Here is a 25,367-nt window from a genome sequence, read left to right on the forward strand (position 1 = left end):
GTGCAGACCCGGAATTGGAGAATTGTGGCTGCGAAACCACGCGTACATGAGATCGCTAGCGAACTCAATGTCGACAGCAAGGTAGCCCTTGCGAAACTGAAAGAGATGGGCGAGTTCGTCAAGGGCCCGTCCAGCAGTGTTGAACCCCCGGTAGCCCGTCGCCTGCGCGCGGCGCTGCTGGCCGACGCCGCTTCCGGCGCCGGAACCACTGCCCCGTCAACCACCCCGGGTGCCGGCGCAACGCCGGGTGCCCCCACAGGCGTCAAGCCCGGTGCGCGGCCCTCACCGGCCCGCCTCGCGGTCAAGCCGGGTGCGCGTCCGAGTGCGGCTCCCGCCGCGCCCGTCGAAGCCCCGGCAACGGATGCCGCGCCGCATCCCGTCGCACCCCTCACCGTCGCAGAACGCCAGACGGTTGCCGTCGAGAAGGCCGCAGCCGCTGAGAAGTCCGCGAGCATCGAGAAGGCCGCCGAGCAGGCAGCCGCAGCAGACCCGGCCGCCCCGACTGCGGCGACCCCGGCCGCCAAGGCAGACCGTGGACCGTCGTCGGGCGCCAAGCCAGGCGCGAGCGTTCCGCGCCCGCCGTCGGCACGTCCGGGCAACAACCCCTTCGCCAGCAACCAGGGCATGGGCAAGACCCCCACGCCGCGTCCGGGCAACAACCCGTTCGCGAGCGCACAGGGCATGGGCCAGCGCCCGCCGTCCTCGACGGCCCCGAGCAACATCCCCCGTCCCGCCGCACCGCGCCCCGGCGCTCCGCGTCCGGGTGGACCCGGCCAGGCTCCCCGCCCGACCGGCTTCGGCCAGCGTCCCGGCGCGTTCCAGCGTCCAGGTGGCGCCGGAGCGGGCGGAGCACGTCCCGCATTCCAGCGTCCCGGTGGGGCCCCCGCCGGTGCCCCCGGCTTCGGCCCGCCGCGTCCCGCCGGTGGCGGCGGCGCAGGTGGCCGCGGTCGCGGCCCCGGTGGCGGAACCGCTGGTGCGTTCGGTCGCGGAGGCGGCAAGAACAAGGCCCGCAAGTCCAAGCGTACGAAGCGCGCCGAGTTCGAGCTGCGCGAGGCCCCGTCGCTGGGTGGCGTCAGCGTCCCCCGCGGCGACGGCGGAACCGTGGTGCGTCTGCGCCGCGGTGCCTCGATCACCGACTTCGCGGACAAGATCGACGCGAGCCCCGGAAACCTCGTCACCGTGCTGTTCCACCTCGGTGAGATGGCCACAGCGACGGAGTCCCTCGACGAGGCGACCTTCGACGTGCTCGGCGAAGAACTCGGCTACAAGATCCAGATGGTCTCGCCCGACGACGAGGACCGCGAACTGCTCCTCGGCTTCGACATCGACATCGACCAGGAGCTTGCCGAGGAGACCGACGAGGAACTCAAGCCCCGCCCGCCGGTCGTGACCGTCATGGGTCACGTCGACCACGGTAAGACCGCGCTCCTCGACGCGATCCGGAACGCCAAGGTCGCCGCAGGCGAAGCCGGCGGAATCACCCAGCACATCGGTGCCTACCAGGTCATCACCGAGCACGAGGGCATCGACCGCGCCATCACCTTCATCGATACACCGGGCCACGAGGCGTTCACCGCCATGCGTGCCCGTGGTGCCCAGGTGACGGACATCGCGATCCTCGTGGTCGCGGCGGACGACGGCATCATGCCCCAGACCATTGAGGCGCTCAACCACGCCCAGGCGGCCAACGTTCCGATCGTGGTCGCGGTCAACAAGATCGACAAGCCGGGCGCAAACCCGCAGAAGGTGCGCCAGCAGCTCACCGAATTCGGGCTCGTCGCCGAAGAGTACGGCGGAGACGTCATGTTCGTCGACGTGTCTGCGAAGCAGAAGGTCGGTATCCAGGAAATCCTGGAGGCCGTCCTCCTCACCGCGGACGCCGGACTCGACATGCGCGCCAACCCCGACAAGGACGCCCGCGGTGTCGCCATCGAGGCTCGTCTCGACAAGGGCCGCGGCGCGGTCGCGACCGTACTCATCCAGTCGGGAACGCTGCACGTCGGCGACTCGATCGTCGCCGGAACGGCCTACGGCCGCGTTCGTGCGATGGCGGACGAAAACGGCGTTGCCGTGCTCGCCGCGACGCCGTCGCGCGCCGTGCAGGTCCAGGGCCTCTCGAGCGTTCCCCGGGCCGGTGACACCTTCCTGGTCATCCAGGAAGACCGCACCGCCCGTCAGATCGCCGAGAAGCGCGAAGCCGCCGAGCGCAACGCACTGCTGGCCAAGGCCCGCAAGCGCATCAGCCTCGAAGACTTCACCCGTGCACTCGAAGAGGGCAAGGTCGAATCGCTCAACCTCATCATCAAGGGTGACGTTTCCGGTGCCGTTGAGGCCCTCGAAGAGTCGCTCCTCAAGATCGAGGTCGACGACTCCGTGCAGCTGCGCATCATCCACCGCGGTGTCGGTGCTGTCACGGAGAGCGACGTCAACCTCGCCACCGTCGACAACGCCATCATCATCGGCTTCAACGTGCGCCCGGACACCAAGGCCCGCGAGCGCGCCGCCCGTGAGGGTGTCGACGTGCGGTTCTACTCGGTCATCTACAACGCGCTCGAGGACATCGAGAACTCCCTCAAGGGAATGCTCAAGCCCGAGTTCGAAGAGGTGCAGAGTGGTGTCGCCGAGATCCGCGAGGTGTTCAGCTCGTCCAAGTTCGGAAACGTGGCCGGCGTCATCGTCCGCTCCGGTGTCATCACGAGGAACGCCAAGGCGCGGGTCATCCGCAACGGCGTCGTCGTCGGAGACAACCTGGGCATCGAGTCGCTGCGTCGTTTCAAGGACGACGTCACCGAGGTTCGTACGGACTTCGAGGCCGGTATCGGTCTCGGCAAGTTCAACGACATCCAGATCGGCGACGAGATCGAGACGATCGAACTGAAGGAAAAGCCGCGCGTCTAACCAGACAGCGTCTGATCGACGGGTCTCCGGCTCCTCTCCGTGAGGGGTCTGAGGCCCGTTGGTCGCTCAGCACGACAGTGTGAACCACCAGTTTTCCGAATACTTGTGAATCAAAGAGGAGTGAGACCATGGCAGATCCGGAACGCGCCAGGAAAATGGCCGACCGCATCAAGGTCATCGTGGCGAAGCGGCTCGAACGCGGCCTGCGTGACCCGAGGCTCGGCTTCGTGACCATCACGGACGTCAAGGTGACGGGGGACCTGCAGCACGCATCCGTCTTCTACACGGTCTATGGCTCCCTCGAGGAGCGCACCGACAGTGCCGCCGCCCTCAAGGCCGCCACCGGGCTGCTGCGCAGCGAGGTCGGCAAGAACATCACCGCCCGGCTCACCCCGTCGCTCGAGTTCATCGCCGACGCGATCCCCGAGAACGCCGCCCTGATCGACGACCTCCTCCGGGAGGCGCGCGAGCGCGACAGCCAGGTCGGTGCACTCGCCCAGGGTGCCCAGTACGCCGGCGACGAGGACCCGTACGTCAAGCCGCGCGAGTTCGAGGACGACGACGATGACGAGGACGACGACGAGGACGAGACTCCCGCCGTCGGTCACCACGCCGAATAGCGAATCTCGCCTCCCTGAGGTGTCGCAGATCGATGTCCACGAGGCTCGTGAGCATAGATATGCGACACCTCAGCGCAGAGTGCGCGCTTCCGAGGGCGTCTGACACCTAGCGAGGGAGCCGGGGGAGAACTACGCTTAAAAGCGCTTTCGTCCCCCGAAGGCCCATCTCACTGTGGAGGTACCTCATGGCCGGCATCGCAGCCAAGCTCGACAAAGCATACGAAACGCTCCCCGTGGAGGAGCTCGCGAAGGCGCCCGTCGCGGCGCTCCAGGGCGTGAGTGACAGCGACGCGGAACACCTCAAAGCGGCCTTCGGCATCGATACGATCGGCGACCTCGGAACCAACAAGTTCTTCCTCTGGGCCCAGTCGATCGCGACGCTCGCCAAGTAACCCCACCGCGGCGGTCGGGCTTGTCACCGCCCGAAGCGTGCGGCCAGGCTGCTCGCATTCCGGACGGCATTGCCGCCGCCGTCGTTGTTGAAATAGACGAACACGTCCCGTCCGGTGCGCTGCCAGTCGCGGATGCGGTCCGCCCACCAGTCGAGGTCGGCCTCCGAATACGAACCGCCGTACAGGTGCTCGTGATCGGGGCCGTGCATGCGCACGTACACGAACGGTGCCGTCGCACGCAGGACGCACGGCAGGTTCGCGCCGCTCATGACGCAATAGGCGGCACCGTGCTGCTCGAGGATCCCGAAGACCGCATCGGACAGCCAGCTGTCGTTGCGGAACTCGACGGCGACCCTGAGCCAGTCCGGCAGGGCCCCGAGGAAGTACTCGAGCCTGGCGTCGTCGCGCTCCATCCCCGGCGGTAGCTGCACGAGCAGGACCGCGCGCTTGTCGCCGAGTTCGTGCCAGCATGCCGCGATCCGCGCGGCCCAGACCTCGGGGGAGTAGAGGCGCCTGCCATGGGTGAGGCCGCGCGGCGCCTTCACCGAGAGCTGGAATCCTTCGGGCAGCCGGCGTCGCCAACTCGCGAATGTCGACTCTCTCGGCCAGCGGTAGAAGCTCGCGTTGAGTTCGACCGTGTCGAAACGGGCGGCGTAGACTTCGAGCCGCCTGGCCGGTGGCAGGCCCTGCGGATACAGCACGCCGTCCCAGTGGTCGTAGCTCCAGCCTGACGTCCCGATCCGGATGCTCACGGTCGTGCCAGCCCCCTGCTCCCATCGGTATCCGTTCCGGCGTTCCTTCCGGCGTGGATGACGCGTGCCGGTCCGGTCATTCGTGGGGGAGAGAGTACGCCCCCTGCGCGACCTCCGCCACGAGGCCGTCGGCGAGCAGGCCGGCGAGAGCGCGGGCGAGCTGGGTCGGCTCCGGCCAGAGCGTGGTGATCTCGGCATCCGTCACCGGGTGCCTGGTGGACCGTAGTTCGGCGAGGATGAGCCCGCGCACCTGCCGGTCGCTGCCGGCGAACTTCTTCTGCACGGTCTTCTTCGGACCCCGGTATTCGGGGTACCTGGCCGCGCGCCACGCGCACAGGGCGGCGAGCGGGCAGTCCGAGCAGCGGGGCCGCGCCGACGTGCAGACGAGCGCGCCGAGCTCCATGGCGCCGGCGTTGAAGACGGCCGCAGCCGACGCATCCGCCGGGAGCAGGGCGTCCATGGCCGCGAGGTCGCGGGTTCTGCTCGGCGGCGCGGGCTCGGCCTGGCCGGCCACGCAGCGGGCGATGACCCGGCGCGTGTTCGTGTCGACGACCGGATGCCGGTGGCCGTACGCGAAGGCGGCGACCGCCCGCGCGGTGTAGTCCCCGATCCCGGTCAGCGTGAGGAGCACGTCGACGTCCTCGGGCACGACCCCGCCGTGGTTCTCGGCGATCTCGACGGCGGCGGCGTGCAGCCAGAGTGCGCGCCGCGGGTAGCCGAGGGTCGCCCACGCGCGCACGGCCTCGCCGGGCGGAACGGCGGCGAGGTCTGCCGGAGTCGGCCAGCGCGCGAGCCAGGCCTCGAGGTGCGGGATCACCCGGGTCACCGGCGTCTGCTGCAGCATGAACTCGCTCACGAGCACGCCCCACGCGCCGAACCCGTCGCGCCGCCACGGCAGGTCCCGAGCGTGCAGCCCGAACCAGGAATTGACGGCGTTCGCGATCGCGCCGACCGGCGCGCCCTCGGGAGCGGCCGCTGGCGGGCTCGCCGGCGCGGAATCTGCGGGCGAGATGACGGTTGCATTCACCCCACTAACCTAGGCTCGATTCATGACGCCCGTTTCAACACCACGCACCGAATTCCTCAGCGACCTCGCCACCGAGATCCTCAGCCTCTACGCCCGAGGCCGCACCATCGTCGCGATCGATGGCACAGACCCCGTCGCCCGCTCCACCTTCGCCGACGACCTCGCCGCCGCATTCGCCGAGCGGGGTCACGCGGTCTCGCGCGCGTCCCTCGGCGACTTCCGGCTCTCCGACCAGGAGCAGGCCGCCTTCGGACCGGCGTCGCCCGAGCGACTCTTTCGTCACGGGTACGACTATGAGTTGCTGCGCCGTGCGCTGCTCACCCCGTTCCGTCTGGCCGGCGCCACGACCGGACCGGAAGACGACACCCTCATCCTCGATGGGGAATTCCTCCTCAGGAAGGAAGTGCGCGACGGCTGGTCGTTCAGCGTCCTCACCGAGACCGAGGCGGATGCCGCAACGACCGGGGCATTCATCGACCTCGCCGCCGAGCTGAAGCCATCCGGGGAACTCGGTGATGCCGCGGACACCGGGACAGACCCTGCGCTCGGCGGCTCTCCGCTTCCCGATGACCAGGCCCTGGCCGACCGGCTCTACCGGGCCGAGGTCCGGCCCCGGTCGTGGGCGACCGCCGTCGTCGACCTCGCCAATCCGGCGGATCCCCGCCGCCTCTTCTTCGACAGCTGCTGAGCCGGAGCCGTCGGGTCGTCGCCTGGTCGACGTACCCGCACGGCTGCCCACGTCGCCCCGTGCCGTCCGCGCGGGCCGTCGGCACGCGGCCGTCCCGCGATTCCCGGGCGCGGACCTACCGCAGTCGGAGCGGGGCGAAGCGCACGAGCACCTCGGCCGGGGTGAGCGGGCGTCCGGTGGCCTCGACCTCGTGGACGAGGGCCGTGAGCAGTGTGTTGACCGGCGCGGCGACCCCCGCCGCGGCGGCCTCCCGCACGACGACCCCGTTGAGGTGGTCGACCTCGGTGAGCTGGCCGCGACGCAGACTCTGCAGGGTGGACCCGAGATTCGGCACGTCGCCCATTCTGGCCCGCATCAGGCGGGGCAGCAGCTGACCGATCGAGAGCGGCAGGCCGGCGAATCCGCGCAACCGGCGGTCGCCGAGCCGCTGGAGCGCCCCGAAACGCACGCCGCGGGCGGCCCCGACCCGGACGGTTTCGCGCATGCTCGCCGTCAGGATCCTGCGCAGCCCGTCGTCGTCGACGACCTGCTGCACGCTCAGGCCCGTCACGGCCGGGAGCGCGTTGAGCATGTTCACCACGAGCTTGGTCCACTGGGCCCCGACGAAGTTCCCGATCGCGATGGTCGGGAATGCCGCGTCGAGCACACCCTGCCAGGCGAGGGTTCCGGCATCGATGTCCCCGGAACCGTGCCCGAGGTATGTGGGCGCCGGCGTCGTCACCGTCACGAGTCCCGGCGCCGCATAGTTCGCGGCGATGATCGAGAGTGCTCCGAAGCAGTCGGAGTGCGGCAGGATCCGCCGGGCGGTCGTGACGCCGTCGAGCCCGTTCTGCACGACGATCACGGGTGACCCGTCGATCACCGCCGCGTTCGCGGTGATCGCGGCGGCGGCATCCTGCGCCTTGGTGCAGACGAGCGTGAGCTCGGGTGTCTCCGTGAGCAGCTCGACGGCCGTTGGCCGGGCCGTCACGTCGCCGAAGCCGCCGGTCAGCTGAATGCCCTCCGAGCGGATGACGTCGAGCGCCTTCCCGCGGGCCGTCACCGTGACCGTGTGGCCGGCCTTCTCCAGCAGTGTGGCGAACGTTCCGCCGAGGGCACCCGCACCGATCACAGCAATTCGCATCCCTCCAGCCTAGATCCCCCCGCGAGAGCGGACTTGTGGCCCTTAAAACGCGTTCTTAAGGGCCAAAAGTGTACTCTCGCGAGGTGTCGGGAGGGTCAGACGGAAAGGGCGACGGGTTCAGGGACGGGAGTCGCGGCCGGAGCGCGGCGGCCGTGCGGCAGGGCGAGCCCGATCACGGCGGCGAGCGCGAGCACGGATGCCCCGACGACGATCGCGGGGACGGCCGCGTCCACGTAGCCGGTCGGGGTCAGCTCTCCTCCGGCGCCCGTGAATACGGCCGTCAGCACGGCGACGCCGAGCGCCACGCCGATCTCGCGCAGGGTCGAGTTGGTCCCGGTGGCCTTCGCGTGATCGTTCGGGACCATGTTTGCGAGCACCGCCGTCGAGCTCGGTGCGAACACGAGCCCCATTCCGACTCCGGCGAGGAGGAACGCGGGCACGAGGGTGATGTATGCAACCGTGGCGCTCATCTCGATCGCGAGCCAGCCCATCGCGATCGCGAGAAACGAGAGACCGAGCACGATCGGCAGCCGGGTGCCCGTTCGCGGGCTCAGCAGTCCGGTGAGAGGCGCGACCACCATCGGCGCGAGCGTCCACGGCATCGTCATCAGGCCGGCCTCGAGCGGGGTGTGCCCCTGCACGACCTGCAGGAACTGGATCAGGATGAAGATCGAGCCGAAGATGCCGAAGCTGAAGGTGAGGCCGACAAGGTTGGCGACCGTGAAGCTGCGGTCCCGGAACAGGCGGAGCGGCAACAACGGGTCGGGAGTCCTGGCCTCCCAGGCGATGAACGCGGCGAGCAGGACCGCGCCGCCCGCGAGGGCACCGAGGACTTCGAGGCTGGTCCAGCCCGCGTCGTTTCCGCGAACGATGCCGTAGACGAGACCGAAGACGCCGACTCCGGCGAGGACGAGCCCCACGACATCCGCCCGGACCCTGGCGCCGAAGCTGTTGGGCAGGGCGACGAACGCGAGCGGGATCGAGACCACGCCGAGCGGGACGTTCAACCAGAAGATGGCCTGCCAGTTCCAGCCTTCGATGACGGCGCCGCCGATCAGGGGGCCGAGGGCGACGCCGAGCCCGGAGATGCCGCCCCAGATTCCGATCGCCGCCGGGCGGAGCCTGTCGCTGACCGAGCCGACGAGGAGGGTCAGCGACAACGGCATCAGGGCCGCGGCGCCGACGCCCTGGATCGCCCGGGCGGCGATGAGCTGCCAAGGCTCGACCGAGAGCGCCGACAGTGCGGAGGCGACCGTGAAGATCGCGATTCCGGTGAGGAAGACCGTGCGCCGGCCGAAGCGGTCACCGAGGGCGACGGCCATCAGCATGAACGTCGCGAAGCTCAGGGAGTACGCGTTGATCACCCACTGCAGCTCCTCGATGGATGCGCCGAGGTCGCGGTTGATCACGGGCAGCGCGCCGGTCACGACGAGGTTGTCGAGGGTGGCCATGAACATGGGGAGTGAGGACGCGACGATGGCGAGCCAGATCGGGACGCGACGCGTGAGCGGCAGGGACACGTGGTATCCAATCGAGGAGAGACAACGAACCGGAATGATGTAATCGAATGATTACAAAATGACACGATAGTTATTCGCGGATACCATGTCAAGAGTGAGTGAAGATTCCGGTACGGCAGCCAAAGAAACGACCACCGAACGAATCCCCGCGGCATTGCGCAGGGAACAGATCCTGGCCGCGGCGAGCCGTGTCTTCGGCGAGCGGGGCTACTCGGGTGCGACGACAGACCAGGTCGCGCAAGCCGCCGGAATCAGCCAGCCCTATGTCGTGCGGATGTTCGGCACCAAAGAGAACCTCTTCCTCGAGGTCGTCGCGCGCGCCCTCGACAAACTCATGACGACCTTCCGCGAGACCCTGGCCGAGCACCGGCCGGCCGACGACGGCGACGACGCCGATCCGCTCATCACCCGCCTCGGGGCCGCCTACGTCGACCTGATCGACGACCGCGGCATCCTGCTCTCGCTCATGCAGGCCTTCATCACCGGGCACGACCCGGTGATCGGCGCCAAGGCCAGGGAGGGCTTCCTGCAGATCTACCGGATGCTGCGCGACGAAGCCGGGTTCAGCCCAGAGACCATCCGCGATTTCCTCGCGAACGGCATGCTCTTCAACACCCTGCTCGCGATCCGGCTCCCGGATATCTTCGAGGACGACGAGGCCGCCGAGGAACTGATGCGGTGCGCCTTCCGGGGCAAGCTCGACGTCGTGCTCGACGCGTCGGGAGCAACGTGGACACGCTCATGAGTGCAGACATCGAGCGGGAGACCGAACCCAACGACGAGACCTCGTCCCGGAACAGCGCGCGGGTGCACTCCACCGCGAGCGGCCTCCTCCTCGTCGACAAGCCCCAGGGCTGGACGAGCCACGACGCCGTCGCCCGCACCCGGCGCCTCGCGGGAACCCGCAAAGTCGGCCACGCCGGCACCCTCGACCCGATGGCCACCGGCCTGCTGATCCTCGGCATCAACAGCTCGACCCGGCTGCTCACCTTCATCGTCGGCCTCGACAAGGAGTACCTGGCCACGATCCGGCTCGGCGCCGCGACGACCACGGACGACGCGGAAGGCGAGGAGCTCTCCCGCGCACCGGAGGCATCCGTAGCACGCATCGAACCCGCGTCCGTTGCGGCGGGAATCCGGCTCTTGACCGGTGCCATCAGCCAGCAGCCGAGCGCGGTGAGCGCGATCAAGGTCGACGGCAAGCGCGCGTACGCCCGCGTGCGCGACGGGGAGGACGTGCAGTTGCCCTCTCGCCCGGTCACGATCTGCGCGTTCGACCTGCTGTCGAGTACGGCCGTCGACGGCTTCCTCGACCTCGAGGTGCGCGTCGAGTGCTCCTCGGGGACCTACATCAGGGCTCTCGCCCGCGACCTCGGCGCCGGGCTCGGCGTCGGGGGACACCTCACCGCGCTTCGCCGCACCCGCATCGGCCCGTTCCGGATCGAGAATGCCCAGCCCCTCGCGGAGCTCGACGTCGCCGCCGGTCTCATCAAGCCGGCGGATGCCGCAACGCGCGTGCTCGGGCGCCTCGACCTCACCGAGCAACAGGCCATCGACCTCGGGCACGGCAAGCGCATCGAGGTGACGGCTGCGGTCGAGGACGACGGAACAGCGGGGGCCGCCGCCCCACTCGCCGCGATCGCCCCCGGCGGCCGGCTCGTCGGCCTCGTCGAGCTCCGGGGCACGCAGGCCCGGACCGTGATCAACTTCCCGCCGGACGAGACCGCGGCGGGGGAATCCTCATGATCGAGTGGTTCACCTGGCTCCAGGTCGGCGTCGCCGTGCTCGCCGGCCTGCTCTGCCTCGTTCTCGGACTGCTCGGCCGGGTTCCGAACGACCTGACCCTGGGCGCGACGGCGCTCGTCGAATTGCTTTTGGTCGGACAGCTCGTCGTGTCGATCGCGGCGCCGTTCGCCGGGAACACCGCGAGCGGGAGCCTGCTCGAGTTCTACACCTATCTCGTGAGCGCACTCCTCGTTCCGGTCGCGGCCGCGGCCTGGGCACTCATCGAACGCAGCCGCTGGAGCACGGTGATCCTCGGCGGCGCATGCCTCGCGATCGCGGTCATGGTGTACCGCATGTTCCAGATTTGGACAGTTCAGGGCCTGTGAGAGTGACGTCCCAACTTGCTGCGATAATTGTCAGGCCATGACCGGACCGAAGAGCGCACCCGAGAACGTCGTCGATGGACCGCAGAAGCGCAGGGTCACCGGCGTCGGCCGCCTGCTGATCGCCGTCTACGGACTGCTCGCGCTCGCCGCGACCGGCCGCTCGTTCGTGCAGATCGCCTCCAAGTTCGACCAGGCACCGCTCGCGTACTCCCTCTCGGCGTTGTCCGCCGTCGTGTACATCGTCGCGACCATCGCGCTCGTGCGGAGCAGCGGCCGCTGGTACCGCATCGCGTGGGCGACCATCTCCTTCGAACTGCTCGGCGTGCTCGTCGTCGGCACCCTGAGCATCGTCGACCCCGCGCTCTTCCCGCACGACTCGGTCTGGTCGGTCTTCGGCAGTGGCTATCTCTTCATCCCACTCGTGCTGCCGATCCTCGGGATGATGTGGCTCGCCCGCCATCGTCCGGCCGGACAGCAGGCCCGCCGGTGAAGGTCCTCTCCGGCATCGGCTCCCTCCCGCTGGAAGCCGGCACCCGCGGCTCCGCGGTCACGATCGGAAAGTTCGACGGCGTCCACGCCGGCCACCGTGCCGTCATCGGTCGACTGAACGACATTGCCGAGGCGCAGGGGCTCACGGCCGTCATCGTGACCTTCGACCGGCATCCGCTCGCCCTGCTCGCCCCCGAGAAGTGCCCGCCCTTCCTGATCAGCGCAGAACAGAAGCTCCGGCTGCTCGCCGAAACCGGCGTCGACGCCACCCTCGTGCTCGAGTTCACCCAGGAGCTCGCGAGCCTTCCGCCCGAGGTGTTCGTCGAGACGGTGCTCGTGAACGGGCTGCACGCCCGCCACGTTCTCGTCGGGGAGGACTTCCGCTTCGGCGCCAACGGGGCGGGGGACATCGCCCTGCTCACCGAACTCGGCAAGCGATTCGGCTTCGTCGTCGACCTCATCGAGGACGTCAAGCCCGACCGCGTACGCCGGGTTTCCTCGACCTGGATCAGGGAACTGCTCGCGAGCGGCGACGTGCGAGCGGCCGGTGAGCTGCTCGGCCACACCCCGACCGTGCGCGGAGAGGTCGTGCACGGAGCGGCCCGCGGCCGCGAACTCGGGTTCCCGACGGCCAACATCTCGGAGGAATCCGAGGGGCTCATCCCGGCGGACGGCGTCTACGCCGGCTGGCTCACGGACGGCGCGACCCGCTACCCGGCCGCGATCTCGGTCGGCAACAACCCGACCTTCCACGGGGTCGCGCAGAAGCAGGTCGAGGCGTACGTTCTCGACCGGGAAATCGACCTCTACGGTCACGTCGTCGAGGTGTCCTTCGTCGACCGGATCCGCGGCATGGTCGCCTTCACCGGCATCGATCCCCTCATCGTGCAGATGCGAGCCGACGTCGACCAGATCCGCACGCTGCTCGCCGACTCGACCATGCACTCGGGCCAGAGCGGGCCGCCGCGCGCCTAGGCTGCGGGGGAGCGCGGCCCGGTCGGCGTGAAGCCCTCCCGGCCGAAGAGGAAGAGCACGATGTTCACGGCCGTGCTGTCGATCACGGCCCCGCGGCCGACGCGCCAGCCGGCATCCGTCGCCACGAGCGTCCGGCGGCGTACGACCGCCTTCACCGAGGTCGGCGCGATCAGGGCCTTGCGCACCGCAACCGCGCCGAGCGCGACCGGCGAGACATCGAGGGCCCTGCCGAGCGGATGCGCCAGATCGAGTCCGTGGACGACGACCTCCGTCAGCTCGGTGATCCCGTGGCGCACTCGCCCGGTCACTCGCCCGGCAGCGTATTCCGCGGCAGTGGCGCGGAGCGACGCCACGAGCGCGTCCGGCTCCGCCTCGGCAGCCCGGCGGCTGAGCGAGTCGACGGCGTGGTTCACACTCGGGTTCGGAAACTGCTCCCGCACTGCCGTCCACCCGGTGCCGAGCAGCTCCCGCGTCGGGGTGCCGACCCGCCAGACCAGATGCCCGGCCGTGTCGCGCACCCGCCAGCCGGCGCAGAGGCTCGGCGTCTCCCATTCCTCCGGGGACAGCGTCTCGAGGATGTCTGCGATACCGGTCAGGGTCGCCGCGATCTCCGCACTCCAGTCGGCGGTCGTCCCGGTGTCGTCGAGCTGGGGCTTTCGGCTGAACGGCAGGTACTGCGAGATATCGGGCATGCCGTCCAGCCTAGACGCGCCCGGTGAATAGACTTGGCCGGTGAACCCAACCCCGATCCGCAGTCTCTGGGCCGGGCGAACCCTCGCACTTCTGGGCATCCTCCTCGTCGCGGCGAACCTGCGAACGGCCGTCGCCGCGCTGTCCCCGATCGTCCTGTCGATCAGCGTCGACGTGCCGCTCGGTGCGCTCGCCATCGGCGTGCTCGGCATGCTCCCACCGGTCTGCTTCGCGGCCTTCGGCATCTTCACGCCGGTCTTCACCCGCCGCATCGGGCTCGAACGGGTGGTCGTCGTCGCCCTGGTCGCAATCCTCGCCGGCCACCTCCTCCGCGGCGGCGCCGGTTCCCTGACCTGGCTCATCATCGGCAGCGTCGTGACCTTCGCCGGCCTCGGCGTCGGCAACGTGCTGCTGCCCCCGCTCGTCAAGAAGTACTTCCCCGACCGCGTCGGCCTCGTGACCTCCCTCTACGTCACGGTGCTGTCGCTGAGCACCCTCGTTCCGCCGCTCGTCGCGGTCCCGGTGGCGGATGCCGCAGGCTGGCGGGTCTCCCTCGGCATGTGGATGATCCCCGCCCTCCTCGCCCTCGTGCCCTGGGCCACCATGCTCGTGCGGCACCGGATCTCCGAGACCGCCCCGCCCGCGGTCCCCGAGGCCGAGCCGGTGCTGCTCGCCCGGATCGGCCGTTCCTCGATCGCCTGGGCGATCGCCGTCGTCTTCGGGACGTCGTCGCTCAACGCATACGCGCTCTTCGCGTGGCTTCCACTGATGCTCACCCAGACCGCGGGGCTCAGCCCCGGCCAGGCCGGGACACTGCTGTCCCTTTACGCCGCCGTCGGCCTGCCGTGCGCGCTCATCGTCCCGTGGCTCGCCGTGCGGATGAAGAACCTCAGCCTCCTGATCTACGTCGGCATGTTCGCCTTCATCGCCGGTGACGTGGGGCTGCTCGTCGCGCCGGGCACCCTGACAGTGCTCTGGGTGCTGCTCGCCGGTCTCGGTCCGCTCTACTTCCCGCTCGCGCTCGTGCTGATCAACCTCCGTACCCGCACCCACGAGGGCTCGGTCGCGCTCAGCGGGTTCGTGCAGAGTGTCGGGTACACCCTCGGCGCGCTCGGCCCGCTCGTCGTCGGCGTGCTGCACCAGCTCACCGGGGGCTGGACCTGGCCGCTCGGGTTCCTGATCGCGACCGCCCTCGCCGTCGGCTTCGCCGCGCGCGTCATCGCCCGCCCGCACCTCCTCGAAGACGACCTCGACCGCGCCCACTGACCCTCCGCCGGCCGACGGATGCCCCCGCGCGCCTCGCGGCGTACCTTCCGTCTCGGGGCGCCCCGTCCGGCGCGCGCCGCGAGACGTACCGCGCGCCGCGAGACGTACCGCGCGCCGCGAGACGCAATGATGCGTGTGCTCATGTGAGCAAGTTTTCCCACAACAGTTGAGGCCTGCGTCTGCGCGTCCTACGCTGGATGGGGAGCCAACGGAGGACCGCGTGATCGATACAGACGAACTGCTGTCCATTCGCGCCGCCGAGCTGTACTACGAAGAGAACAAGACCCAGGACGAGATCGGCGCCGTGCTCCGGCTCACCCGCTGGAAGGTCGGTCGGCTCCTCGCGCAGGCCAAGGCCAGCGGCTTCATCCGGATCGAGATCGTGCACCCGCGGGCCCGCCGCCTCATCGTCGAGCGCCGGCTGCGGGAACACACCGGGCTGAGCGATGCCGTCGTCGTCTCCGCCGCCGGAGTCTCGACCGACGAGGAACTGCAATCGAGGGCGGCCCAGGCCGCTGCCGACTACCTCACGGCGCTCCGCCCGGTGCCTTCGACCCTCGGCATCAGCTGGGGTCGCACCCTGCATGAGGTGGCCCAGGGCCTGAAGCCCGGCTGGGCGCGCGGAGTCAACGTCGTGCAGATCAACGGCGGTGTCAGCCTCAACCGGCGTACCGGCACGGCCGCCGCGACGGCGGTCACGATCGCGCAGAAGGCGCTCGGCTCGGCGACCCTGCTGCCGAGTCCCGCGATCCTCGAGCTCGTCGAAACCAAGCTCGCGATCGAGTCCGACCGCGCCGTCGCGACGGTCCTCGACCTGGGCAGCGCGGCATCCGCCTACCTGTTCAGCGCCGGCCAGGCCGACGAGAATTCGGCGCTCGTCGACAGCGGCTACCTCACCGCCGACCAGGTCGCCGAACTCGTGCGCAAGGGCGCCGTCGGCGACATCGTCGGCCGGTACATCAACGCGGACGGCCACATCGTCGACCTCGAACTCGACGAGCGGACCATCGGCATCCGGCTCGAGCAGCTGCGGAGGGCCCCGACCGCGATCGCCGTGATCGCAGGCAGCACCAAGCACGCCGTCGCCCGCGCCATCGTCTCCAGCGGCTTGTGCACCGTGCTCGTCACCGACGAGGACACCGCCCTGGCCGTCCTGGGCGAAGCACCCTGACTCCCACCACACCCCCCTGCGAGGAGATGTCATGACAAGCACCCCAGTGGTAGCGACCCAGGCCTCGACGAGGTCCCGCGCCCTCGCCCTCATCGGCGGCGAGGCCACGGACGCGAACCTCCGCCGCTACCTGCACGGGATCCCCGGGATCGACGCGGCCGGGCTCGAACAGCGCGCCGCCGCCCTCGGCACCCGTTCGATCAAGACGAGTTCGAAGAAACGGGCGATCGACACGATCATCGGCCTGATCGACCTCACGACCCTCGAGGGAGCCGACACGCCAGGCAAGGTCCGTTCCCTCGTCGGCAAGGCGGTCACGCCGGACCCCGTCGACCCGGGCTGTCCTCGCGTCGCCGCGGTCTGCGTCTACGGGGACATGGTCCCGTATGCCGTCGAGGCGCTCGGCTCCGCACACGCCGCCGGCCGCGACCAGGGTGTCTCCGTCGCCTCCGTTGCCACCGCGTTCCCGAGCGGCCGCGCCTCCCTCGCCGTGAAGCTCGCCGACGTGGCCGACGCGGTCGCGGCCGGCGCCGACGAGATCGACATGGTCATCGACCGCGGCGCATTCCTCTCCGGACGTTTCGGCCAGGTCTACGACGAGGTCGTCGCCGTCAAGGACGCCTGCCGCCGTGCCGACGGCAGCGTCGCCCACCTCAAGGTGATCCTCGAGACCGGCGAGCTGGGCACCTACGACAACGTGCGCCGCGCCTCCTGGCTCGCCATCCTCGCCGGAGGCGACTTCATCAAGACCTCGACCGGGAAGATGCAGCCGGCGGCGACCCTGCCCGTGACGCTCTCGATGATCGAGGTCGTACGCGACTGGCACCGCCTCACCGGGACGAAGGTCGGCGTGAAGCCTGCCGGCGGCATCCGCACCTCGAAGGACGCCATCAAGTACCTCGTCGCCGTCGCGGAGACCGTCGGCGACGAATGGTTGACGCCGGGCCTGTTCCGCTTCGGCGCCTCGAGCCTCCTCAACGACGTGCTGATGCAACGGCAGAAGATGCAGGGCGGGCACTACTCCGGCCCCGACTACGTGACGATCGACTGAAGGAAACCCCCATGAGCTTTCTCGACTACGCCCCCGCGCCGGAGTCCCAGGCGCTCCTGCACCTCCGCCCCGAATACGGACTCTTCATCGACGGCGAGTTCGTCGCCGGCCGTGGTGAGCCCTTCCCGACCATCAACCCCGCGACCGAGAAGCAGCTCGCGCTGATCGCCCACGCGAACGCGGCGGATGTCGACACCGCGGTCACCGCCGCCCGTCGCGCATACGAGCGCCGCTGGTCCACCCTCTCGGGCAGTGACCGCGGCAAGTACCTGTTCCGGATCGCGCGCCTCGTGCAGGAGCGCGCCCGCGAGCTCGCCGTCGCCGAGACGCTCGACAACGGCAAGCCGATCACCGAGAGCCGTGACGTCGACATCCCCCTCGTCGCCGCCTGGTTCTTCTACTACGCCGGCTGGGCCGACAAGCTCGACCACGCCGGACTCGGGGTCGACCCCGCGGCGCGCGGCGTCGCCGCCCAGGTCATCCCGTGGAACTTCCCGCTGCTGATGCTCGCGTGGAAGATCGCTCCCGCCCTCGCCTCAGGCAACACCGTTGTCCTCAAACCGGCCGAGACGACCTCGCTCACCGCGCTGCTCTTCGCGGAGATCCTGCAGCAGGCCGAACTGCCCGCCGGCGTGGTGAACATCGTCACGGGCGGCCGCGAGACCGGGCAGGCACTCGTCGGGCACGCCGACGTGGACCTCGTCGCCTTCACCGGTTCGACAGGGGCTGGGCGGGCCATCGCCCGCGCCGTCGCAGGGACCGACAAGAAGATCATCCTCGAGCTCGGCGGCAAGGCGGCGAACATCGTCTTCGACGACGCCCCGATCGACCAGGCCATCGAGGGCATCGTGAACGGGATCTTCTTCAACCAGGGCCACGTCTGCTGCGCGGGCAGCCGGCTGCTCGTCCAGGAGAGCATCCACGACGAGGTCGTCGACCGGCTCAAGCGCCGACTCTCGACGCTGCGCCTCGGCGATCCGCTCGACAAGAACACCGACATCGGCGCGATCAACAGCGCCGACCAGCTGAAGCGCATCACCGAACTCTCCGCCATCGGCGAGGAGGAGGGCGCCGAACGCTGGAGCCCCGACTGCGAACTGCCGGAGAACGGGTTCTGGTTCCGCCCGACCATCTTCTCCAACGTGTCGACGAGCCATCGCATTGCCCGCGACGAGGTCTTCGGCCCCGTGCTGTCCGTGCTGACGTTCCGCACCCCCGAGGAGGCGATCGCGAAGGCGAACAACACGCCGTACGGTCTCTCCGCCGGGATCTGGAGCGACAAGGGCAGCCGGGTGCTCGCCGTCGCCGACCGGCTCCGTGCCGGGGTGATCTGGGCCAACACCTTCAACCGGTTCGACCCCGCGAGTCCCTTCGGCGGCTACAAGGAGTCTGGTTATGGCCGCGAGGGCGGCCGTCACGGCCTCGCCGCCTACCTCCGGCCGGCGGGCAGCGCCGCAGTCGCCGCCGCCCGCCATGCCGTGACCGTGGAATCCGGTCATCCCGTGAAGTCGCCCGCCGCACGAAAGAAGGCCGCCAAGTGACCCGCCTCGCCGTCCCCAAGACCTACAAGCTCTACATCGGCGGCACGTTCCCGCGCAGCGAATCCGGTCGCGTCTATGCCGTGACGACGCCGGGTGGCGACTTCCTCGCGAACGCGGCGCAGGCATCCCGCAAGGATGCCCGGGATGCCGTCGTCGCGGCCCGCTCCGCTTTCGGGGGCTGGTCGCGCGCCACCCCGTACAACCGCGGCCAGGTGCTCTACCGCATCGCCGAGCTGCTCGAGGGCCGTCGTACCCAGTTCGCCCACGAGATCATGCAGTCGGAGGGTGTGCCCGAGTCGGCCGCGGGCAGGCAGGTCGACGAGGCCATCGACCGCTGGGTCTGGTACGCCGGCTGGGCGGACAAGTACCTGCAGGTCGCGGGCAACGCCAACCCAGTTTCCGGGCCGTACTTCAACCTCTCCGTCCCGGAGCCGACGGGTGTCGTCGCAATCATCGCGCCGCAGTCCGGCGGCTCGCTGCTCGGTCTCGTGAGCGCCGTCGCCCCAGCCCTCGTCTCGGGCAACACGGTCGTCGTCGTCGCCGACGAGACCAGGCCGCTGTCGGCGATCACCCTCGGCGAGGTACTCGCCACGAGCGACGTTCCCGGCGGCGTCGTCAATATCCTCACCGGGTCGCCCGCCGAGATGGCGCCGTGGCTCGCGAGCCACGCCGACGTCAACGCGATCGACCTCCTCGGCGCCGGCGACCTGGACTGGGTGCACCTCGAGATCGATGCCGCCGAGACCCTCACCCGGGTGCTCCAGCCGGAATCCGGGGCGGATGCCGCGGCGCCGTCCCTCGCCCGGATCCTCGCCTTCACGGAGACGAAGACCGTCTGGCACACCAAGGGCCTGCTCTAGCCCGGGAGGGGGCTACTCCTCGTGGGGGCGGTCTGGTCCGTCCTCGCGCAGCAGATCCTCGAGGGCCTGGTCGACCTCGTCGAGTTCGGGCTCCGTGCCGGCCGCGACGCTCGCGGCCGTGCTCGTCAGCCGGGCGACGAGCGCCTTCGGGTCGTCGAGGTCCGCTGACGTGGGCAGAAGGTCCGGGTGCGCCCACAGTGCGTCACGACCGTCGTTGCCGACGGCATCCGTCACGGCCTGCCACATCGCGGCGGCCTCGCGTAACCGGCGCGGGCGCAGTTCGAGCCCGACGAGGGTCGAGAACGCGGACTCCGCTGGGCCGCCTGAGGCGCGACGGCGCTTGACCGTCTCGTTGATCGCGTCGGCGCGGGGGAGCCGGCTCGTGGCTTCGACGGTCACGACGTCGACCCAGCCCTCGACGAGGGCGAGCATCGTCTCGAGCCTCGCGAGGGCGGCGAGCTGGGTCTCCGACTTCGGCGGGATCAGCGAGCCGTTCAGGATCGCCTGCCGCAGTTCCTCGGGGTTGGACGGGTCGAACCCCTCGGCGAGTTCTTCGAGACGCCCGGAGTCGATGCTGATGTCGTGGGCGAAGTCGGTGATCGAACTGATCAGCCGTAGGCGCAGCCAGCGCGAGTGCCGGAACAGGCGGGCGTGGGCGAGTTCACGAACGGCGAGGTAGATCTGCACCTGGTCGATCGGCACGTCGAGGTCCTCGCCGAACGCGGCGACGTTCTGCGGCACGAGGGCGGCCTGCTGGTCGGTCAGGAGCGGGATGCCGACGTCGCCGCCGGAGACGACCTCGCTCGCGAGCTGGCCGACGACCTGGCCGAGCTGCATGGCGAACAGGGTGCCGCCGATGCTGCGCATCATCTTGCTCGCGCCGGCCATCATGCCCTTGAGCTCTTCGGGGGCCTGGTCGGTGAGCACCTTGGTCAGGGAGTCGGAGATGCTGTTCGCCACCGGCTCGGCCAACTGGGTCCAGACCGGCATGGATTCCGTGACCCATTCCTTGCGGGTGAGGAGGCGGGGCACGACCGTGAGCTCGGCGATGCCGGTCACCTCGTCGAGCCAGAGCGCCGCAATGTGGAACGCCTGGTCGAGGGCGGCGTGCTCGGCGGGAGTCACGGCGACCTGGGCCTCAGCGGCCTTGGTCTGACCCTGCGTGAGGGCCGCATCCCAGCTGATACCGCCGTCACCGTTGCCCCGGAGGGCGCCCTGCAACTGCTGCATCAGAGCATTGATACTTGCCGGGTCTGCCGGCAGGCCGGCCGCTCCGGCGAGCTGGCTCGGATCGATGGAGGACTTGCCCGACAGGATGTCGCGCAACATGTCCCGGAATTCGTCTTCCGGGTTGGGACCCTCGTCGGGTCGGGAGTCGTCGGGCACTTCAGGCACCTCTCAGTCGCTTGCTTCTACGCTAGTCCGAGACGCCCGGCCCGAACTGGGAAATGACCTACGCTGAGAGGTCTGGTGTCCGCTTGCCGCGAACGCCCGGCACAACCTGGAAGGAGCCCGGTGGCCCTCTTCACCGACGACCCGACGCCACTCGACTCCGGTACCACCTGGGAGAAGCGCTCTCCCCGCTCCCGGCGCGCGGCCAAGGCCGGCTGGATCGTGCTCAGCATCGCCCTCGCCTGCGGCATCGTCCTCGGTGTCACCCCGGCGCCGTACGTGATCGAGAAGCCCGGCCCGGTGTACAACACCATCGGCTCCACCATCGCAGAGGACGGTGCGGACCGGCCGCTGATCACCATCGACGGAGCGAAGACCTTCCCGACCGACGGGACGCTCGACATGCTCACGGTGTCCCTCGTCGGCAACCCGGACAACCGTCCGAGCTGGCTCAAGGTCGCCGGCGCCTGGCTGGACTCCAGCGAGGCCGTCATCCCGATCGAGGCGGCGTTCCCCTCGAACATCACGACGCAGCAGCGCGATGAGGAGAACACCGCGCAGATGGTCAACTCCCAGCAGGATGCGATCGCCGCCGCCCTGACCAACCTCGGCTACAGCTACCCGACGATCGTGTCCGTGGTCTCGCTGCCCGACGGTTCGCCGGCAACGGGCGTCCTCCAGGCGGACGACCAGATCGCCACCGTCAACGGCGCCGCCATCGCCGACATCACCTCCCTCCGCGCCGCGCTCACGGCGAACGGCGCGGGAGTCCCCGCAACCGTCGGCATCGTGCGCGGCGGCGTCGCGCAGGACCTCACCGTCACCCCCGTCGATTCGAACGGTTCCGCGATCATCGGGATCAACGTCAAGACCGAGTACCAGTTCCCGTTCACGGTCACCATCCAGCTCGACCGGGTCGGCGGCCCGAGCGCCGGCATGATGTTCGCACTCGGCATCATCGACAAGCTCACCCCCGGGCTTCTCCAAGGTGGCGAGAATGTCGCAGGCACCGGAACGATCGACCAGGCCGGAACGGTCGGCCCGATCGGCGGCATCCGCCAGAAGCTCGCCGGCGCCCGGAGCGCAGGAGCGGACTGGTTCCTCGCCCCCGCCGACGACTGCGACGAGGTGACCGGCCACGTCCCTGACGGTCTCACGGTCTTCTCGGTCACGACCCTCGACCAGGCGCTGACCGCACTGAATGCGATCAAAACAGGCGCGGACACGAGCGCACTCCCGCACTGTCCCGTGCAATAAGGGGGATACCCCAGCCGCCTTGCAGGGAACTCGGAGCCGGCTTGGGGTCTGCTGGCAGGCATGCTCCCAGAACCCCTGTCTAGAATGAGGCCTGACCGCCGATTTACAGACCAAGAGGCCCATTCGTGACGTCACAATCCACCGGAAACGCTCCTCGCAGGAGTCGTGCCCCCCTCGCCATTACGGCCGCCATCATCGCGGGGCTGGTGATTCTGTTCTTCGTGTTCGCCGGCCTCTACGCCGACGTGCTCTGGTTCAACCAGCTCGGCTTCCTGAGCGTGCTGACCACCCAGTGGGCGGCAGGAGCCGCCCTCTTCTTCGTCGGCTTCCTCGCCATGGCGATCCCGGTCTTCGTCAGCATCCAGATCGCCTACCGGATGCGTCCCGTCTACGCGAAGCTCAACTCGCAGCTCGATCGCTACCAGCAGGTCATCGAGCCGCTCCGTCGCCTCGCGATGTACGGCATCCCCGCGCTGCTCGGCCTCTTCGCCGGCGTCGCCGCCGCCACCCGCTGGCAGGTCGTGCTGATGTGGCTGAACCGCACCGACACCGGCACCACGGACCCGCAGTTCCACCTCGACGTGTCGTTCTACCTCTTCGACCTGCCCTTCTTCCAGGCGTTCCTGGGCTTCGCCTCCGCAGTCGTGCTCATCTCGGCGATCGTCGCGATCGCGACCACCTACCTCTACGGTTCGATTCGGGTCAGCGGCCGCGAGATCCTCGTGTCCAAGGCCGCACGCGTCCAGATCGCCGTCACCGCGAGCCTCTACCTGGTCCTGCAGGCCCTCAGCATCTGGCTCGATCAGTACTCGACGCTCACCACCACGAACGACCTCATCACGGGTGCCGGCTACACCGACACCCACGCCACCATCCCCGGCCGCGCTATCCTCGCCGGCATCGCCGCCGTGGTCGCGATCCTGTTCCTCGTCACGGCCATCATCGGCCGCTGGCGCCTGCCCGTGATCGGCACGGCGCTCCTCATCGTCACGAGCCTGCTGCTCGGCTCCCTCTACCCGTGGGTCGTACAGCGCTTCCAGGTCGACCCGAGCGCCAAGTCCCTCGAGGCCGAATACATCCAACGGAACATCGACCTCACCCGGAACGCCTACGACCTCTCCAACGTCACGGAGGTCCCGTACAACGCGACCACGACCGCAGAGCCCGGGGCACTCCGAGCGGATGCGACGACGACCGCCAACATCCGGATCCTCGACCCTGCCCTCGTGAGCGATGCTTTCTCGCAGTTGGAGCAGTTCAAGCAGTACTACCAGTTCCCGAAGAACCTCGCCGTGGACCGGTACACGATCGACGGCAAGTCCCAGGACACCGTCGTCGCCGTCCGTGACCTCAAGCTGTCCGGGCTCAACGCCGGCAACACCTGGGTCAACTCGACCATCGTCTACACCCACGGGTACGGCGTCGTCGCGGCATACGGCAACCAGCGCTCGGCAGACGGCCAGCCCGTGTTCCTCGAGTCCGGCATCCCGACGACCGGATCGCTCGGCACCTATGAGCCGCGGATCTACTTCGGTGAGAACTCGCCGCCCTACTCGATCGTCGGAGCCGCGGCGGACAGCAAGCCCGTCGAGCTCGACTATCCGTCCGGCACCGATGGCGCCCAGCAGACGTACACGACGTTCACCGGCAACGGCGGTCCGAAGCTCGACACCGCGTTCAATAAACTCATCTACGCGCTCAAGTTCCAGTCCGAACAGATCTTCCTCGCCAACGCGGTGAACGACCAGTCGCAGATCCTCTACGACCGGGACCCCGTCACGCGCGTGCAGAAGGTCGCCCCGTACCTGACTCTCGACTCCTCCGCATACCCCTCCGTCGTCGACGGCCGGGTGAAGTGGATCGTCGACGGCTACACGACGAGCGCCGACTACCCGTACTCCACGCCCGTCGGCCTCAGCGATGCCATCACGGACACCGAGACACCCGCCCAGCCGTTCGCGCTCGACAAGATCAACTACATGCGCAACTCGGTCAAGGCAACGGTCGACGCCTACGACGGCTCGGTCACCCTCTACGCCTGGGACACCACCGACCCGATCCTGAAGACCTGGCAGAAGATCTTCCCGACCACGGTCAAGCCGATGAGCGAGATGAGCGGGCAGCTGATGAGCCACGTCCGCTACCCGGCCGACCTCTTCAAGGTGCAGCGTCACATCCTCAGCCAGTACCACGTGACCGAACCCGGCTCGTTCTACTCGCACGACGACGCCTGGACCACGCCGAACGACCCGGTGTCGCCGACGAACAACACGACCCTCCAGCCGCCGTACTACCTGACGATGCAGGTTCCGGGTTCGGAGAAGCCGGCGTTCACCTTGTACTCGACGTTCATCCCCGACGCGACGGGCACCACGAGCCGGAACGTGCTCACCGGGTACCTCGCCGTCGACTCGGATGCCGGCTCCACCGACGGGGTCAGATCGGCGGAGTACGGAAAGCTCCGCCTGCTCACCCTGCCCAAGGCCAATACCGTGCCCGGCCCCGGCCAGGTGCAGGCTAAGTTCAACGCCGACCCGACGGTCTCCACCCAGCTCAACCTGCTCAAGCAGGGCCAGTCGAAGGTGCTGAACGGCAACCTGCTCACGCTGCCCGTCGGCGGCGGTCTCCTCTACGTGCAGCCGGTGTATGTGCAGTCCACGGGTGAGACCAGCTACCCGCTGCTCCAGAAGGTCCTCGTGGCCTTCGGAGACCAGATCGCCTTCGAGGACACCCTGAACAAGGCGCTCGACGTGCTCTTCGGCGGCAGCTCGGGCGCCCAGGCCGGCGACACCGCGGTGCCGACGACCGGAACGACGACGCCGACAACCGGGGGCACTACGACGCCGTCCACGACGACGGGGAACCCGGCAACGGATGCCCAACTCCAGGCCCTCCTGGCCGTCGCCAAGCAGGCCATCGCGGACAAGCAGGCGGCACTCACCGCCGGTGACTTCGCGGCATACGGCGTGGCGGACAAGAAGCTCTCCGACACCATCGCGAGCATGCTCGCCCTCCTGGGCCAGTAGCAGGCGGAAGCACCGACCGCGGGCACGCACCCGCTGCACAGACGGCCGACTCCCTTCCGGGAGCCGGCCGTCTGTGCGTGAGGCAGAACGCACGCGAGCCGGCACAGAACCCGCGCAGCATGCACGGCGCCGCGTGGTTCGACTGGGCCTCAAGGCTGTGATAAGCTACTTCTTGTAGCGCGGGGTGGAGCAGTTCGGTAGCTCGCTGGGCTCATAACCCAGAGGTCGTAGGTTCAAATCCTGCCCCCGCAACAGATGCCCCCGGAACCGTAAGGTTCCGGGGGCTTTTTTCTTGCCCGGGATCGATGATCGTGGGCCACGCCCACGCCCAGCCCCACGGGAGTGGAGCCCTGAACTGTCCCAGGGCGATTCCTCGCTGGACCTGATCGCCCTCGTCCGGACTTGGAGCGCAGTCGCGGTCGCGGCTTGCGCTCTGTCGAGCCGTCGAAGGGCCCGATGCGCGCCATTGTCACCGTATCTTGATGCATGCCGGGTGTGTATATACTCGACATGTATTA

Annotated in this window: 22 protein-coding genes and 1 tRNA gene; 17 read left to right on the forward strand and 6 right to left on the reverse strand. The window is 69.1% G+C overall.

Annotated elements, in window-relative coordinates:
* The first annotated feature begins 24 nt into the window (after positions 1 to 24).
* From infB to MQH31_RS04435, 3 genes are all read left to right on the forward strand, one after another.
* Complete coding sequence (gene infB / locus MQH31_RS04425; protein ID WP_243011071.1) at positions 25 to 2,898, forward strand: translation initiation factor IF-2; 2,874 nt, start codon at positions 25 to 27, stop codon at positions 2,896 to 2,898.
* Between the two features lie 128 nt (positions 2,899 to 3,026).
* Complete coding sequence (gene rbfA, locus MQH31_RS04430) at positions 3,027 to 3,518, forward strand: 30S ribosome-binding factor RbfA (RefSeq protein WP_134532745.1); 492 nt, start codon at positions 3,027 to 3,029, stop codon at positions 3,516 to 3,518.
* A 185-nt stretch (positions 3,519 to 3,703) separates the two neighbouring features.
* On the forward strand, positions 3,704 to 3,910 hold the full coding sequence (locus MQH31_RS04435; protein ID WP_134532743.1) for a hypothetical protein: 207 nt from the start codon (positions 3,704 to 3,706) through the stop codon (positions 3,908 to 3,910).
* 23 nt (positions 3,911 to 3,933) lie between these two features.
* Here MQH31_RS04435 and MQH31_RS04440 read toward each other — a convergent pair whose 3' ends face one another.
* A complete protein-coding gene (locus MQH31_RS04440; protein ID WP_243011072.1) occupies positions 3,934 to 4,662 on the reverse strand; it encodes a DUF72 domain-containing protein in 729 nt (242 codons plus the stop codon).
* 76 nt (positions 4,663 to 4,738) lie between these two features.
* Positions 4,739 to 5,605 (reverse strand): HhH-GPD family protein, encoded by an 867-nt coding sequence (locus MQH31_RS04445; RefSeq protein WP_243011671.1) that lies wholly within the window; start codon positions 5,603 to 5,605, stop codon positions 4,739 to 4,741.
* 106 nt (positions 5,606 to 5,711) lie between these two features.
* On the opposite strand from MQH31_RS04445, the gene MQH31_RS04450 reads away from it, so the two are divergent.
* Positions 5,712 to 6,377 (forward strand): nucleoside/nucleotide kinase family protein, encoded by a 666-nt coding sequence (locus MQH31_RS04450; protein ID WP_243011073.1) that lies wholly within the window; start codon positions 5,712 to 5,714, stop codon positions 6,375 to 6,377.
* Positions 6,378 to 6,492: 115 nt separating this feature from the next.
* Here MQH31_RS04450 and MQH31_RS04455 read toward each other — a convergent pair whose 3' ends face one another.
* The gene (locus MQH31_RS04455) at positions 6,493 to 7,500 is read right to left on the reverse strand and encodes a ketopantoate reductase family protein (protein WP_243011074.1); all 1,008 of its coding nucleotides are present in this window, start codon (positions 7,498 to 7,500) and stop codon (positions 6,493 to 6,495) included.
* Positions 7,501 to 7,595: 95 nt separating this feature from the next.
* Positions 7,596 to 9,020, reverse strand: coding sequence for a DHA2 family efflux MFS transporter permease subunit (locus tag MQH31_RS04460; RefSeq protein ID WP_243011075.1), 1,425 nt, complete (start codon positions 9,018 to 9,020; stop codon positions 7,596 to 7,598).
* Between the two features lie 94 nt (positions 9,021 to 9,114).
* Between MQH31_RS04460 and MQH31_RS04465 the strand changes: the two genes are divergently transcribed.
* The 5 genes from MQH31_RS04465 to MQH31_RS04485 are packed head-to-tail and all read left to right on the forward strand — an operon-like array spanning position 9,115 to position 12,595.
* Positions 9,115 to 9,765: a TetR/AcrR family transcriptional regulator gene (locus MQH31_RS04465; protein ID WP_243011076.1), complete on the forward strand. Its 651-nt coding sequence runs from the start codon at positions 9,115 to 9,117 to the stop codon at positions 9,763 to 9,765.
* Complete coding sequence (gene truB / locus MQH31_RS04470) at positions 9,762 to 10,766, forward strand: tRNA pseudouridine(55) synthase TruB (RefSeq protein WP_243011077.1); 1,005 nt, start codon at positions 9,762 to 9,764, stop codon at positions 10,764 to 10,766. The genes MQH31_RS04465 and truB overlap by 4 nt, the downstream gene beginning before the upstream one ends.
* Positions 10,763 to 11,131, forward strand: a complete 369-nt coding sequence (locus MQH31_RS04475; RefSeq protein WP_243011078.1) for a hypothetical protein — start codon at positions 10,763 to 10,765, stop codon at positions 11,129 to 11,131. Before truB ends, MQH31_RS04475 begins: the two co-directional genes overlap by 4 nt.
* Positions 11,132 to 11,168: 37 nt before the next feature.
* The gene (locus tag MQH31_RS04480) at positions 11,169 to 11,621 is read left to right on the forward strand and encodes a hypothetical protein (RefSeq protein ID WP_243011079.1); all 453 of its coding nucleotides are present in this window, start codon (positions 11,169 to 11,171) and stop codon (positions 11,619 to 11,621) included.
* Positions 11,618 to 12,595 (forward strand): bifunctional riboflavin kinase/FAD synthetase, encoded by a 978-nt coding sequence (locus MQH31_RS04485; RefSeq protein ID WP_243011080.1) that lies wholly within the window; start codon positions 11,618 to 11,620, stop codon positions 12,593 to 12,595. The genes MQH31_RS04480 and MQH31_RS04485 overlap by 4 nt, the downstream gene beginning before the upstream one ends.
* Here MQH31_RS04485 and MQH31_RS04490 read toward each other — a convergent pair.
* Entirely contained in the window at positions 12,592 to 13,287 is a 696-nt protein-coding gene (locus MQH31_RS04490; RefSeq protein ID WP_243011081.1) for a maleylpyruvate isomerase family mycothiol-dependent enzyme, read from the reverse strand. The two genes, MQH31_RS04485 and MQH31_RS04490, sit on opposite strands and share 4 nt — an antisense overlap.
* 40 nt (positions 13,288 to 13,327) lie before the next feature.
* Between MQH31_RS04490 and MQH31_RS04495 the strand changes: the two genes are divergently transcribed.
* The 5 genes from MQH31_RS04495 to MQH31_RS04515 all read left to right on the forward strand — a co-directional run bounded on the left by MQH31_RS04495 (position 13,328) and on the right by MQH31_RS04515 (position 19,174).
* On the forward strand, positions 13,328 to 14,551 hold the full coding sequence (locus tag MQH31_RS04495) for an MFS transporter (RefSeq protein WP_243011082.1): 1,224 nt from the start codon (positions 13,328 to 13,330) through the stop codon (positions 14,549 to 14,551).
* A 220-nt stretch (positions 14,552 to 14,771) separates the two neighbouring features.
* Complete coding sequence (locus tag MQH31_RS04500) at positions 14,772 to 15,722, forward strand: sugar-binding transcriptional regulator (protein WP_243011083.1); 951 nt, start codon at positions 14,772 to 14,774, stop codon at positions 15,720 to 15,722.
* A 31-nt stretch (positions 15,723 to 15,753) separates the two neighbouring features.
* On the forward strand, positions 15,754 to 16,773 hold the full coding sequence (gene deoC / locus MQH31_RS04505; RefSeq protein WP_243011084.1) for a deoxyribose-phosphate aldolase: 1,020 nt from the start codon (positions 15,754 to 15,756) through the stop codon (positions 16,771 to 16,773).
* Positions 16,774 to 16,784: 11 nt separating this feature from the next.
* On the forward strand, positions 16,785 to 18,314 hold the full coding sequence (locus MQH31_RS04510) for an aldehyde dehydrogenase family protein (RefSeq protein WP_243011085.1): 1,530 nt from the start codon (positions 16,785 to 16,787) through the stop codon (positions 18,312 to 18,314).
* Complete coding sequence (locus MQH31_RS04515) at positions 18,311 to 19,174, forward strand: aldehyde dehydrogenase family protein (RefSeq protein WP_243011086.1); 864 nt, start codon at positions 18,311 to 18,313, stop codon at positions 19,172 to 19,174. Before MQH31_RS04510 ends, MQH31_RS04515 begins: the two co-directional genes overlap by 4 nt.
* A 12-nt stretch (positions 19,175 to 19,186) precedes the next feature.
* Here the strand turns inward: MQH31_RS04515 and MQH31_RS04520 are convergent, their stop codons facing one another.
* Positions 19,187 to 20,560, reverse strand: coding sequence for a zinc-dependent metalloprotease (locus tag MQH31_RS04520; RefSeq protein WP_372488110.1), 1,374 nt, complete (start codon positions 20,558 to 20,560; stop codon positions 19,187 to 19,189).
* A gap of 129 nt (positions 20,561 to 20,689) precedes the next feature.
* Here MQH31_RS04520 and MQH31_RS20835 point away from each other — a divergent pair, with 129 nt between their 5' ends.
* The 3 genes from MQH31_RS20835 (at position 20,690) to MQH31_RS04535 (ending at position 25,101) form a co-directional block, all read left to right on the forward strand.
* The gene (locus MQH31_RS20835) at positions 20,690 to 21,823 is read left to right on the forward strand and encodes a YlbL family protein (RefSeq protein ID WP_243011087.1); all 1,134 of its coding nucleotides are present in this window, start codon (positions 20,690 to 20,692) and stop codon (positions 21,821 to 21,823) included.
* A gap of 125 nt (positions 21,824 to 21,948) precedes the next feature.
* The gene (locus tag MQH31_RS04530; RefSeq protein WP_243011088.1) at positions 21,949 to 24,849 is read left to right on the forward strand and encodes a UPF0182 family membrane protein; all 2,901 of its coding nucleotides are present in this window, start codon (positions 21,949 to 21,951) and stop codon (positions 24,847 to 24,849) included.
* A gap of 178 nt (positions 24,850 to 25,027) precedes the next feature.
* Positions 25,028 to 25,101, forward strand: a tRNA-Met gene (locus MQH31_RS04535).
* Positions 25,102 to 25,367 lie beyond the last annotated feature (266 nt).

Source organism: Cryobacterium zhongshanensis (genome assembly GCF_022760445.1).
Classification (GTDB): Bacteria; Actinomycetota; Actinomycetes; order Actinomycetales; family Microbacteriaceae; genus Cryobacterium; species Cryobacterium algoricola.